This is a genomic window from Legionella nautarum (assembly GCF_001467895.1).
In the GTDB taxonomy this organism is placed as follows: Bacteria; Pseudomonadota; Gammaproteobacteria; order Legionellales; family Legionellaceae; genus Tatlockia; species Tatlockia nautarum.
Genome location: NZ_LNYO01000017.1, coordinates 18,463 through 31,019, shown reverse-complemented (window position 1 = coordinate 31,019; position 12,557 = coordinate 18,463). Strand labels below are relative to the sequence as shown.

Below are 12,557 nucleotides of genomic sequence, written 5' to 3'. Positions count from 1 at the left end.
CCTCTTCACCATACATTATTTATTCCTTAAACTGTCACTTAAAATCATTATAGACTTTAATAGATAAATTTAGCGTAATATGTTTTATATAAAAGGTGGGAAATATCATTGAAGGGTGGCTTTTTATTCAAATTCGAATTCTTCGTATCGAATTGCAGAGCCAAGGCTCCCTTCCTTACTCAACTGTTTACAAACTGCCTGGATAGTTTCATAGGCAAATCCCCGACCACTTAAAAAACGATAAACTCGTGTTTTTGATTTCTCAGGATGCTCACCACTTAACCCTCTGCTTTTTCGACGTGCTTCATACAAAGCCCTTGAGTATTCATCGCCAAGTTGAGCTAATACGTCCTCAATCACCTCGTCACGGACTTCTCTTTGTCGCAAAGCCTGCATAATAAAGCGATTTCCCTTGTGGGTATAACGTGTTGCAATACCCTCTGCAAGACGATGGTCATTAATCAAATGGAGCTCATTGAGGCGCTTTAGGGTTTTCTGAATTAAAGCATAAATATCGGGTTTATCTGCAAACATTTTTCCTAATTGTTTGCCAAGTTCATGCTCCGAGTAGAACCGTTCTGACAAAAGCTTCATTGCCGTATCCAATAAGTCACTCATGTTTGTTCCCTTGTGCGTCGTTTACCACAGCATCGTTTTGTTAAAACATTTTTTAAGCAATAATAGAAATAATCAACGATAAAAATTTTTTGATTTCATGATACAATTCCTTGTAATTTAAATACCCAAATTCCTTCCAAGTAATATCTTATGTTACGAAAACTCAACCTGGATAATAAATCTGAATGGGTCGCTTCTTTCTATTAACTACTGCAAATGAGGTCAATGTATGGGGACGTACAGAGGTTTTACTCATAATTTCCCAAACAATATAATGACGAACTATTTCAGCATCTGCAATCAGGGATCGATGACATCTCCATGGTACTGCTTCAGCACACATGATTGCTACTTTACGACCTTTCCTTATTAAACCATTTAACTCTTTTAGTCCTTCGAAAAATTCAGGTGTTTGCATGTAATCCGCAAAGCCACGAAAGCTTGCATTGCGCCATCCTTTATTAATAGAATTTTTAACTGTTCGACGTAAACCACCTAATTTTGATAAATGCGTATAATTTATGTTCTCCATTCGAAGCGATTTTTCGAGCTCTTTTTCATTAAACCATGGCACGTGACTCGATTTTGGAATTGTGCGCACATCAACGACATGCATAATTTGATGCGCATGCAAAATTTCAATAAATTCCTGCAGAGTATGTGTCGAGTGTCCAATCGTATAAAGCTTAGGCATAAACAATGTCCTTATATTCATAAAACTTTATCGAGGTACTTCATAACGCTCTTTAATACCTTTTTTAGAAAGAACTATTTGCCATAATTGAATTTTCTGTAAATTGTATGAACGACACCTTTTTGTCGCTCAAAAATTAAATGATGATAAAAACAAAATTATATTTTTAATTTACGCGCCACTCCCGTTTTAATGGCAGCTTCTTTTACCGCTTGCGCCACTAACTTTACCACGTTGGTATCAAACACACTTGGAATAATATAATTGTAAGTTAGATATTTTTCTTCTATAGCGTTTGCTATAGCATAAGCTGCAGCAAGCTTCATTTCTTCATTAATCTCCGTGGCCATACAATCGAGCGCTCCCCTAAAAATACCCGGGAAACAAAGTACATTATTAATTTGATTTGGATAATCGCTACGCCCTGTTGCAACAATGGCAGCGTATTTTTTTGCTTCTTCTGGCATGATTTCTGGTGTTGGATTAGCCATTGCAAATACTATAGCGTCTTTATTCATTTTTTTTACATCTTTTGCTGTAATGACTCCAGGCTTAGAAACACCAATAAACACATCGGCACCTTTGATTACATCATGTACGGTCCCTTTTTCAAGATTAGGATTGGTATGTTTTGCATACCATTGGTGAGCTTTTTGCAATCCTGCTTTGCCATGATAAAGCACGCCGTCACAATCACAACCAATAATATTTTTTACACCTAAATTGAGTAACATTTTGGTACATGCTGTACCGGCTGCACCAATACCTACTATAACCACTTTAATATTTTCGGGTTTTTTCTTAACTACTTTTAGTGCATTAATCATTGCAGCTGACAGCACTACTGCTGTTCCATGTTGATCATCATGAAATACTGGAATATTCAATTCCTTTTTTAATCGTTCCTCTACTTCGAAACAACGAGGCGCCGAAATGTCTTCCAAATTAATCCCACCAAATATCGGAGCAATATGCTTAATGGTTGTAACGATTTCATTTACATTTTGAGTATCCAAACAAATAGGAAATGCATCGACATTGGCAAATTCTTTAAACAATAATGCTTTTCCTTCCATGACAGGAATGGCAGCATATGGTCCCAAGTCTCCTAAACCTAAGACCGAAGTTCCATCAGAGACTATTGCGACCATATTTCTTTTAATTGTAAGGTTATATACGTCTTCTGGATTTTTATAAATAGCAGTACAAATTCGCGCAACACCTGGGGTATAAGCGATTGATAAATCATCCCGGGTCTTTAATGGAATTCGACCTTTAATCTCAATTTTCCCACCAAGATGGGCCAAAAAAGTACGATCAGACACGTTAATCACATCTATATTAGGTATCGTACGCAATAGATCAACTATTGCTTCCGCATGATTAGGGCCACATGTATAAATGGTAATATCCCGGATCTGAGCATCTGTTTCGGCACGCACAGTATCAATAGCTCCTATTTGCCCACCTTCTTTTTCAATAGCAGCTGTTAATGCACCGAAAGCTCCTCGGGAGTTTTTTATACGAACCCGTAGAGTAATGCTATTTGATGCACTACATATTTGATTGACCACAGCAACTCCTTACAAAAGGTCTTTGAACAAACGATTGAATTTTTCTTTAAGAGATTCAAGTATCGTTGCTTTTTGTTATATCCATATTGAGTTATTCATAAACAATATAAATGTTCTCCAATAAAGCTATATAATTTTTATAGTACATAAAAACCCTATATAAAACTAATAATCAGACGCGACCAATTAAAAACTAACGGACATACAACTTTTAATCTCATCTTATCCATGTTTCTTTTTGCATTTATGAATTATTATTTATTTATGATATAAAAAATTTCATAAAACCATTTTTCATGCTAACCGTTACAAAAATGCTACTTAAGCCATATGACGATAAACTGAACTAATGCACTACACTATAAATAAAAACTATTAATATAGAGTGTTAAAAGAATATAGCGACGTATTTAAGGAGAAATAATGTCTGTTTACACGATTAAATTAGTCAGTAAACGAGAAATAGCCGAAAATACTATGGCATTCATGTTTGAAAAACCGGATGGATTCAATTTTAAAGCAGGCCAATTTGGAGAGTTTACATTAATCAATCCTCAAGAAACTGATGCAGAAGGTAACACTCGTGCGTTCTCATTGACTCAACCTCCCTCAGCAAAGGATTTAATGGTGACAACTCGTATGCGAGACACTGCTTTTAAACGTGTTTTAAAAAACCTTCCCTTAGGTAGTGAGCTTCAACTCGATGCCCCTCATGGCTCGTTTACCCTTCATAATAAAAAAGAAACTCCTGCTGTCTTTCTCACTGGAGGTATTGGCATCACGCCTGTTAGAAGTATTGTAATCCAAGCTGCAAGAGATAAATTACCACATGAACTTTTCCTTTTTTACTCCAATCATCGACCAGAGGATACTGCTTTTTTGGATGAACTAAAGTCTCTTGAAAGAGAAAATAGCCATTATCATTTTATCCCTACCATGACTGATATAAGTAAATCGAAGGAAGCGTGGCAGGGTGAAATAGGTTATATTAATAAAAAAATGCTCTCAAAATTCATTAAAGATTTAGCGAAGCCTATTTATTACATATCTGGTCCAGCGGCTATGGTGTCTGCAATGCATCACATGTTAAATGAAGCAGGTATTGATGATGACACGATTCGTATGGAAGAATTTTCTGGATACTAAATATTAATAGATTCCAGGGGATATGATTTTATTTGTATCTTAAAAGACAGGAGGTCTTAATGCGATTTTCTATTTCCCGGTACAATCCAGAAACTGATTCAGCACCTTATATGAAGGATTATGAACTGGAAATTCCCCAAGGCTCTGACATGATGGTGCTGGATGCACTTCAACTCATAAAAGAAGAAGATGAAACACTTGTATTTCGTGCATCTTGCCGTGAGGGTGTATGTGGTTCTGATGGCATGAACATTAATGGGTTAAATCGTTTGGCGTGTATCACATCACTCTCATCTTTAACTCCGCCCATAGTGATAAGGCCATTGGTTAATATGCCGGTAATTCGCGATTTAGTGGTGGATTTCACCTTATTTTTTAAACAGTATGAACGTGTTCAACCTTATTTACAAAACGACACCGAGCCACCAAGAACAGAAAGACTACAAACACCTGAAGAACGTGATAAGTTAGATGGACTATATGAATGCATTTTATGCGCGTGTTGCACCAGCTTTTGTCCTTCATCTTGGTGGAATCCAGAAAAATTTATTGGACCTGCAGGTTTATTATGGGCCAATCGATTTCTTCAAGACAGCCGCGATACAGCAACGGATAAACGTTTAGCTGATTTACAGGATCCATTTAGTGTTTTTCGGTGTCGAACCATAATGAATTGTACGGTGGTATGTCCAAAACATTTAAATCCTTCTGCAGCTATAGCAGATATCCGTCGAATAATGACGAAAAAGGAATCTTAATTTTTCTAATTCAGCAAAGGAAATTAATGATGAATGAGCATCAATTTCGTAACTTAAATTTATTGACTATTCGCTATCCATTCACCGCTATTATTTCTCTATTACATCGATTATCAGGTATTTTTTTGTTTTTGCTGATCCCCTTTTTATTATGGATGCTGGATAGTGCTACAGGCACAACAGATGGATTTGAACGGGTGCAAACACTATTAACAAATCTTCCTGCCAAATTAATATTATGGCTATTTTTAGTTGCACTATGGTATCACCTCATTGCGGGCATTCGTCATCTATTGATGGATATTGGGATAGGAGAAAGCCTTAAAAGCGCACGCTTAAGCGGAGGAATAACCGTAGTAATAACCCTCCTCGCAGGAATATTATTAGGGAGCTGGTTATGGTAAACAAATTATCGGTGAGTATGAGTTTAACTGGGAGTGGCTTGAAAGATTGGTTAGTACAACGTTTTTCTTCTCTTGTCATAGCCCTTTATTTTTTTGTCTTATTAGGATTTTTTTACCTCCACCCAAATCTTGATCATGCCTCTTTACGACATTTCTTTTCTACCACATGGATGCAAGTATTTTCACTTACTGCATTGTTAAGCTTATTTTTGCATGCCTGGGTTGGAATTTGGACCGTCATTACCGATTACATCAACCTCTTTACGATTCGATTAATCATCCAGGTATTAGTCATTTTCACCTTGATTGTGTATTTTTTTTGGGGTGTTGAAATTTTATGGAAAATAGCTTAACGGAGTACTTAAAATGAATTTAGCACAGTATACATTTGATGCAGTAATTGTAGGCGCAGGAGGTGCTGGAATGACTGCCTCATTACAACTGGCACATTCTGGATTAAAAGTTGCAGTCATTTCGAAAGTATATCCCACCCGCTCACATACCGTTTCCGCTCAAGGTGGAATTGCTGCCGCATTAGGTAATGTTCATCCTGATGACTGGCGCTGGCATATGTTTGATACCGTTAAAGGATCAGATTACCTAGGTGATCAAGATAGCATTGAATACATGTGTAAAATGGCACCTGATGCGATGTATGATTTAGAACATATGGGTATGCCCTTCTCACGCCTGAATAATGGAAAAATATATCAACGCGCTTTTGGGGGGCAGACAATAGAATATGGAAAAGGAGTTGCTCAACGTACATGTGCTGTTGCAGATCGCACAGGACATGCATTGCTTCATACTTTGTTCCAAAATAATGTCAAAGCCAAAACGCACTTTTTCAATGAGTGGTTTGCGATTGATCTTGTAAAAAACGCTCAAAATAAAATTGCAGGAGTAGTTGCGCTATGCATCGAGACAGGTGAATTAGCATTTTTTAATGCCAACGCCACTATTCTTGCAACTGGTGGTTCCGGTAGAATTTTTGAAACCTCCACCAATGCATTGATTAATACAGGTGATGGGTTAGGAATGTCATTACGTGCAGGACTGCCGCTGCAAGATATTGAAATGTGGCAATTTCATCCAACAGGATTACCAGGTGTTGGTATCTTAATCACTGAAGCAGTACGAGGTGAAGGTGGATATCTTATTAATAAAAATGGTGAGCGTTTTATGGAACGCTATGCGCCACATGCCAAAGATCTTGCTTCCCGTGATGTTGTTTCTCGCGCAATAGCACTAGAACTGCGCGCAGGTAATGGCTTTAACACACGCGGTATTGATCATGTAAAATTAAAACTCGATCATTTAAGTGCGGAAGTTATCAATTCACGACTACCTGGAATACGCGAATTAGCAATCACTTTTGCACATACCGATCCGATTCATGAACCCATTCCAGTAACACCTACGTGTCATTATATGATGGGTGGCATCCCAACCAATGTACATGGTCAAGTAATTACCATAGGCAATAAGGATGAAGATCAAATCGTAGAAGGACTTTATGCAATCGGTGAATGTGCCTGTGTCTCAGTTCATGGTGCCAATCGTTTGGGCAGTAATTCCTTGTTGGATTTGGTTGTGTTTGGTAAATCCTCTGGCTTACATGCTGAAAAAGCAATTAAAGAAGATTTACCGCTACATTCTGTCACCGAAAGTGATATTGAAGCAGCATGTGCGCGATTCAATCGCTGGAATAATTCTAAAAAAGGAGAAGACTACAAACTTATTCGACAAGAAATGCAAAAAGTAATGCAAATTAATTTTGGTGTATTTCGCATGGAAGAACACATGCTAGAAGGACTCAACCAATTAAAGGAATTGCGTGCACGGCTTCAGCATGCAGTTTTAACGGATACGAGTAATATTTTTAATACAGCACGAATCCAAGCCTTAGAATTAGATAATTTGATGGACGTTGCTTTAATGACTGCTACAGCTGCGTTAACTCGTAAAGAAAGTAGAGGAGCACACAGCCGTGAAGATTATCCAAAACGCGATGATAAGGGTTGGTTAAAACACATTGTTGTTTTTTTAGATGAACAGGTCAAATACCGTCCTGTCAATATGAAGCCTAATTTTGTAGATCCATTAGAACCAATAGAAAGAGTTTATTAAAAATAATAATATGGATACTTCATTTCTTTTGTTCCCACTACAACCATTCAGACTTGATTATACGGTATGGGCATTACGTAGAAGGAGCAAAAATAATGTTGATTTATGGCGTGAAAACCGCTACACACGATTGTTTTTTATTGAAAATCAATTGATTAAAGTGGATGTAGAGCAAAAAAATGAGCAAGAAATTTTAGTATCAACCAACCAAACAATTAGTCCCAAAATAAAAAAAGAGTTAGTTCGATTATTAGAAAAGATGTTTGGTCTGAACTGCAACTTAATCGATTTTTATCGCATTGCAGAACAAGATCCTCATTTAGCTCCTATAGTAAGGCAATTTAAAGGTCTGAAACCACCACGATTTCCAAGTATTTTTGAAGCATTTGTGAATGCAATTTCCTGTCAGCAATTATCACTTGACGCAGGCCTACAAGTTCAAAACCGCTTTATTCAATATGTTGGAAAAAATATCCATAATGCTGATGAAACATTTTATGCATTCCCTATACCCAAAGATGTAGCAAACTGCTCCATTTTGGAATTAAAAAAATTAGGCTATAGCACCAATAAATGCGAAACACTTATTGAGTTATCGTCTAGAATTAGTTCTGATGAAACCTTGTTTCATCATTTAGAAGATAAGACGAACAATGAGATTGTCGCATTTTTATGCCAATTTAAGGGAATTGGCCGATGGTCTGCAGAATATATTTTGTTACGTGGACTAGGAAAAATTGACATGTTTCCAGGAGATGATGTAGGTGCGTCAAACAATTTACAAAACTTATTGCAGATTAAAACAAAATTAGATTACAGGCAGATTTCACAGATTACCCAAAAATGGTACCCCTATGCCGGATTGATTTATTTTCATTTATTGCTACAGAAACTAAAAGCTAAGGGATTGTTTGATATCTGAACTGTGGATAGGAGAATACATTCATGAAAAAAGAATTTAAAATAGGCGATCATGTTGAATGGAACTCAGAAGCAGGAAGGGTAAGAGAAACCATTAAAAAAATAATTACTTCTGAAATTAAATTTAAAAATTATACCGTTCATGCATCAAAAGAAGAGCCGCAATATTTGATTCAAAGCGACAAAACAGATCATATGGCCATGCATAAAGGATCAGCGCTTCAGAAGATAAAAGACTAATTTATCTTGGCTACTTTTTTTTCAAATCTCTAAAATTCAAGATGAATTTCTCAGTTAGATTCTAAATCTTATCGTCACAAAATCATCTATATCCAACGTTCATAACATAATCACGTAATAGTGAGCTCTCAAACTCTGCTTTTTCCATAAGAACCAAAAGAGCATCGCGTGCGTTAATTACTCCTAACGGTTTGAAATTCTCGTCCACGATAGGGACATGCAAAAGATTTTGTTCTTTCATAGTCGTCCATACATCTCGCAACAAATCGGTTGGACGGCAGCAAATAACATCTTTAGTCATCACAGTCGCAACAGAGACGGTACAACCACAACCCTGGCAAACTGCCATCATGCGAACAACATCCGTTCGAGTAATGATACCAACCATTGTTCCATCGTTGTCGCAAATCACGACAAGATTGATGTGTCGACCATCAAGAAATTTAGCGGCCTCTAATAAAGGAGCATCGTCTCTAATGGTTATAAGACGTTTCTGCGCTACAGGGACTATTTCCTCTACAAATGCTTCTGAAAATGGCATATTTTCACCTTTCTGTAATTATTGATGACGTCTTTACCCTCTACAAGCAATGCATAGTAATATACTGATAATTATAGTCTATTGAATAAAAATAAAATAAATAAATTCGTCATACAAAATAAAATTGTAAATTACAAACGGATAGGCGATACACACACTCGTTCTTCGAAGCAACCATAACTTTTAATAATGCACATTCTTTTCTTGCATACTGAGTCAGTTATTCGCACAAATAATTAACTATAATATATATCTAGCTTCTAAAATTTTATCATGCAAAATTTTTCGATAAGGATGTCGCCATGTTGCAAATCAAAAGATGGATAAATTGGATCATAAGTCCCAAGTTGGAAAGAAATCAGGCGATTATAAATGAGTCTTCAGAGGAATCCTTTCCAGCAAGCGACCCACCCTCTTGGGCAGCTGGAACACATGACCTAAAACATCATAGAACCTCATCAAACCTTGTTCTAACCCATGAATTCCACAAAAGCATACAACAAATCCTTTCAGTCAACGGAAATGAATATCATTACTACAGCTTGAAGGAGGCAGAACGGGGAGGATTGAAGGATTTATCTAAACTGCCCTTCACTTTAAAAATCCTATTGGAAAATTTACTTCGTCATTTAGATGGACACACCGTTACAGTAGATGATCTCAAAGCAATTATTGAGTGGTTAAAATTAAAATCGTCCGATCATGAAATAGCTTATCGTCCTGCACGTGTCTTAATGCAGGATTTTACTGGTGTTCCAGCTATTGTCGATCTCGCTGCAATGAGAGCTGCTATTAAAAAGCTAGGTGGAAACTCAGAACAAATTAATCCCCTTTCTCCTGTTGATCTGATTATTGATCACTCCATACAAGTTGATGAATTCCTTACTCCAAATGCGTTTACAGTCAATGCACAGATGGAAATGGAAAGAAATCATGAGCGATATGAATTTTTACGGTGGGGACAAAAAGCATTTAAAAATTTCCGCGTTGTACCGCCTGATACCGGAATATGTCACCAGATCAACTTAGAATACTTGGCTAAAACGGTTTGGACACAGCAAATCAACGGAAAAATATATGCCTACCCTGATACGTTAGTAGGTACAGACAGTCATACAACCATGATTAACGGTCTTGGGGTACTTGGGTGGGGAGTCGGGGGTATTGAAGCAGAAGCGGCTATGTTAGGACAGCCCATTTCATTGCTCATTCCCGAAGTCATTGGGGTAAAATTGGTAGGACAGTTACAGGAGGGAATTACAGCAACTGACTTAGTGCTTTCTATCACCCATCTTTTGCGTGAAAAAGGGGTCGTTGGTAAATTTGTTGAATACTTTGGTGATGGGCTACGTTATTTATCCATTGCGGATAGAGCAACGATTGGTAATATGTCACCTGAATATGGTGCTACATGTGGCTTTTTTCCTATTGATGAAATAACCCTTGATTATTTACGTTTAAGTGGACGAGAGGAACAAGACATTGCTCTTGTTGAGGCTTATGCGAAAACTCAAGGACTATGGCATAATCCTCATCTTGAGCCTGTTTATACCGACATAGTTACACTGGATTTATCCTCGATTAAAGCGTGTATTGCTGGCCCCAAACGCCCACAAGATCGCGTTGAATTGTCCTATCTGACGAGTACTTTTAATCAATTCTTAACAGAAAATAACCGTACTGAAGAAAAGGAAAAATCGTTTATTACCGATTCAAATTTTGAAATGCATCATGGAGATGTAGTTATTGCTGCAATTACCAGTTGTACCAATACATCTAATCCCAATGTGCTTGTTGCAGCAGGATTGTTAGCAAAAAAAGCGGTGGAAAAAGGAATAACACGAAAACCGTGGGTCAAAACCTCATTTGCGCCAGGCTCTCAAGTAGTCACTCGCTATTTGGAGGAAACTAACTTACAAAAATATCTTAATGAACTAGGATTCACATTGGTAGGTTATGGGTGTACCACGTGTATTGGAAATTCCGGACCACTTCTCGAATCTGTAGAAAAAACTGTTATTGAACATGATTTGATTGTCTCAGCGGTACTTTCAGGTAATCGTAATTTTGAGGGACGTATTCATCCGCTTGTTAAAGCAAATTGGCTTGCTTCACCACCGCTTGTTGTGGCCTTTGCACTTGCAGGGACCACATTGATTGATTTGACAAAAGACCCACTTGGAAAAGATGCATCAGGAAATCCTGTTTATTTAAAAGATATATGGCCAACAAATGCTGAAATTGCATGTGAAGTAGCAAAAATAAGCAGAAACATGTTTCATGACACTTATGCACATATATTTGAAGGAACAGATGAATGGCGTGCGATGAAAATTTCCAAATCAGATACTTATGCCTGGCCTGTGAATTCAACCTACATTCAACACCCACCCTATTTTGATGAAATGAATGTGAACCCCGAAAAAATTAAAGAAATAAAAGGAGCTCGAATTTTAGCACTCTTTGGAGACAGTATTACTACCGATCATATTTCACCTGCAGGCTCCATTAAGCCGGACAGCCCTGCAGGAAAATACCTACAATCCAAAGGAGTCTCAATCAAAGATTTTAATTCTTATGGATCGCGTCGCGGAAATCATGAAGTCATGATGCGAGGAACATTTGCTAATATCCGTATTAGAAATGAAATGACGCCTGATGTTGAAGGAGGTTTTACAAAACACATTCCCAATAATGAAATCCTACCCATATATGATGCAGCAATGCGTTATAAAAAGGAGCGCACCGCATTGGTTATCATTGCAGGGAAAGAATATGGAACAGGCTCTTCTCGAGATTGGGCGGCAAAAGGGCCAAAGCTTCAAGGTGTGGTAGCCGTCATTGCAGAAAGTTTTGAACGAATCCATCGTTCAAATTTGATAGGGATGGGAATTCTACCTTTAGAGTTTCCTGAAGGGGTTACCCGTAAAACACTGCAAATTACAGGCTCTGAACTCATTGATATTGTAGGTCTTACTCATGAGATGAAACCACGTATGCAAGTAAAAGTTATTATCCATAATGAAGATAAGACTCAAAATGAGATTCATCTAATCTTGCGAATTGATACTTTAAATGAATTAGATTACTACAAAAATGGGGGAATTTTACACTATGTACTAAGAGGAATGTTAAAAACTTAAATTAATAAGCCGTGCCATCTCCCAGAGGCAGAGACAATGAATATTCATGTGAAACGAATTTATGAGGAATCAAATAAATCAGATGGGTTTCGAATTCTTGTGGACAGACTTTGGCCTCGTGGCATTAAAAAAAGTGACGCTCAGATTGATCTGTGGTTAAAAGACATTGCACCTAGTGATTCTTTACGTACATGGTTTAATCATGATCCAAATAGGTGGATTGAATTTCAAAAACGCTATGCAGAGGAATTAACTGAGAAACAAGAAGAAATCGATGTTATTTTAAAAGAAGCCAAAAATAAAAATGTAACTTTATTGTATGGTTCTAAGGAAACTCGGCACAACAATGCAGTGGCGTTATTAACTATACTATTAGCGAAAACTTGAT

13 protein-coding genes are annotated in these 12,557 nt (G+C 37.2%); 9 read left to right on the top strand and 4 right to left on the bottom strand.

The features are described from left to right. Positions 1–123: 123 nt before the first annotated feature. The 3 genes from Lnau_RS09450 to Lnau_RS09440 all read right to left on the bottom strand — a co-directional run bounded on the left by Lnau_RS09450 (position 124) and on the right by Lnau_RS09440 (position 2,886). Positions 124–618 (bottom strand): regulatory protein RecX, encoded by a 495-nt coding sequence (locus tag Lnau_RS09450; protein WP_058443211.1) that lies wholly within the window; start codon positions 616–618, stop codon positions 124–126. Positions 619–781: 163 nt separating this feature from the next. After that, the gene (locus Lnau_RS09445) at positions 782–1,312 is read right to left on the bottom strand and encodes a DUF488 domain-containing protein (RefSeq protein WP_044012789.1); all 531 of its coding nucleotides are present in this window, start codon (positions 1,310–1,312) and stop codon (positions 782–784) included. A 158-nt stretch (positions 1,313–1,470) separates the two neighbouring features. Further along, positions 1,471–2,886 carry an NAD-dependent malic enzyme gene (locus tag Lnau_RS09440; protein WP_058504909.1) on the bottom strand — a complete coding sequence of 472 codons (1,416 nt, stop codon included), beginning with the start codon at positions 2,884–2,886 and terminating at the stop codon, positions 1,471–1,473. A 423-nt stretch (positions 2,887–3,309) separates the two neighbouring features. On the opposite strand from Lnau_RS09440, the gene Lnau_RS09435 reads away from it, so the two are divergent. From Lnau_RS09435 to Lnau_RS09405, 7 genes are read left to right on the top strand one after another with little or no spacing between them, the layout of a single operon-like run. Further along, positions 3,310–4,032 carry an FAD-dependent oxidoreductase gene (locus Lnau_RS09435; RefSeq protein ID WP_058504908.1) on the top strand — a complete coding sequence of 241 codons (723 nt, stop codon included), beginning with the start codon at positions 3,310–3,312 and terminating at the stop codon, positions 4,030–4,032. A 59-nt stretch (positions 4,033–4,091) separates the two neighbouring features. Next, positions 4,092–4,790, top strand: coding sequence for a succinate dehydrogenase iron-sulfur subunit (locus Lnau_RS09430; RefSeq protein WP_044012778.1), 699 nt, complete (start codon positions 4,092–4,094; stop codon positions 4,788–4,790). 26 nt (positions 4,791–4,816) lie between these two features. Next, positions 4,817–5,194 carry a succinate dehydrogenase, cytochrome b556 subunit gene (gene sdhC, locus Lnau_RS09425; RefSeq protein WP_238585958.1) on the top strand — a complete coding sequence of 126 codons (378 nt, stop codon included), beginning with the start codon at positions 4,817–4,819 and terminating at the stop codon, positions 5,192–5,194. After that, positions 5,188–5,547: a succinate dehydrogenase, hydrophobic membrane anchor protein gene (sdhD, locus tag Lnau_RS09420; RefSeq protein ID WP_044012771.1), complete on the top strand. Its 360-nt coding sequence runs from the start codon at positions 5,188–5,190 to the stop codon at positions 5,545–5,547. The genes sdhC and sdhD overlap by 7 nt, the downstream gene beginning before the upstream one ends. A 13-nt stretch (positions 5,548–5,560) precedes the next feature. Continuing rightward, positions 5,561–7,324 carry a succinate dehydrogenase flavoprotein subunit gene (gene sdhA / locus Lnau_RS09415; protein WP_058504906.1) on the top strand — a complete coding sequence of 588 codons (1,764 nt, stop codon included), beginning with the start codon at positions 5,561–5,563 and terminating at the stop codon, positions 7,322–7,324. 10 nt (positions 7,325–7,334) lie between these two features. Further along, entirely contained in the window at positions 7,335–8,246 is a 912-nt protein-coding gene (locus Lnau_RS09410; RefSeq protein ID WP_058504905.1) for a DNA-3-methyladenine glycosylase family protein, read from the top strand. 23 nt (positions 8,247–8,269) lie between these two features. Then, complete coding sequence (locus Lnau_RS09405) at positions 8,270–8,485, top strand: hypervirulence associated TUDOR domain-containing protein (protein ID WP_058504904.1); 216 nt, start codon at positions 8,270–8,272, stop codon at positions 8,483–8,485. 82 nt (positions 8,486–8,567) lie between these two features. Here the strand turns inward: Lnau_RS09405 and Lnau_RS09400 are convergent, their stop codons facing one another. Continuing rightward, entirely contained in the window at positions 8,568–9,026 is a 459-nt protein-coding gene (locus tag Lnau_RS09400) for a CBS domain-containing protein (protein ID WP_058504903.1), read from the bottom strand. 302 nt (positions 9,027–9,328) lie between these two features. Here Lnau_RS09400 and acnA point away from each other — a divergent pair, with 302 nt between their 5' ends. Then, entirely contained in the window at positions 9,329–12,169 is a 2,841-nt protein-coding gene (gene acnA / locus Lnau_RS09395) for an aconitate hydratase AcnA (protein WP_083503812.1), read from the top strand. 36 nt (positions 12,170–12,205) lie between these two features. After that, positions 12,206–12,556: a DUF488 domain-containing protein gene (locus tag Lnau_RS09390; RefSeq protein WP_058504902.1), complete on the top strand. Its 351-nt coding sequence runs from the start codon at positions 12,206–12,208 to the stop codon at positions 12,554–12,556. Position 12,557: the final 1 nt, after the last annotated feature.

Coding starts and splice junctions, on each gene's coding strand:
- Lnau_RS09450 (WP_058443211.1), bottom strand. CDS start 618: ATGAGTGACTTATTGGATACGGCAATGAAGCTTTTGTCAGAACGGTTC.
- Lnau_RS09445 (WP_044012789.1), bottom strand. CDS start 1,312: ATGCCTAAGCTTTATACGATTGGACACTCGACACATACTCTGCAGGAA.
- Lnau_RS09435 (WP_058504908.1), top strand. CDS start 3,310: ATGTCTGTTTACACGATTAAATTAGTCAGTAAACGAGAAATAGCCGAA.
- Lnau_RS09430 (WP_044012778.1), top strand. CDS start 4,092: ATGCGATTTTCTATTTCCCGGTACAATCCAGAAACTGATTCAGCACCT.
- sdhC (WP_238585958.1), top strand. CDS start 4,817: ATGATGAATGAGCATCAATTTCGTAACTTAAATTTATTGACTATTCGC.
- sdhD (WP_044012771.1), top strand. CDS start 5,188: ATGGTAAACAAATTATCGGTGAGTATGAGTTTAACTGGGAGTGGCTTG.
- sdhA (WP_058504906.1), top strand. CDS start 5,561: ATGAATTTAGCACAGTATACATTTGATGCAGTAATTGTAGGCGCAGGA.
- Lnau_RS09410 (WP_058504905.1), top strand. CDS start 7,335: ATGGATACTTCATTTCTTTTGTTCCCACTACAACCATTCAGACTTGAT.
- Lnau_RS09405 (WP_058504904.1), top strand. CDS start 8,270: ATGAAAAAAGAATTTAAAATAGGCGATCATGTTGAATGGAACTCAGAA.
- Lnau_RS09400 (WP_058504903.1), bottom strand. CDS start 9,026: ATGCCATTTTCAGAAGCATTTGTAGAGGAAATAGTCCCTGTAGCGCAG.
- acnA (WP_083503812.1), top strand. CDS start 9,329: ATGTTGCAAATCAAAAGATGGATAAATTGGATCATAAGTCCCAAGTTG.
- Lnau_RS09390 (WP_058504902.1), top strand. CDS start 12,206: ATGAATATTCATGTGAAACGAATTTATGAGGAATCAAATAAATCAGAT.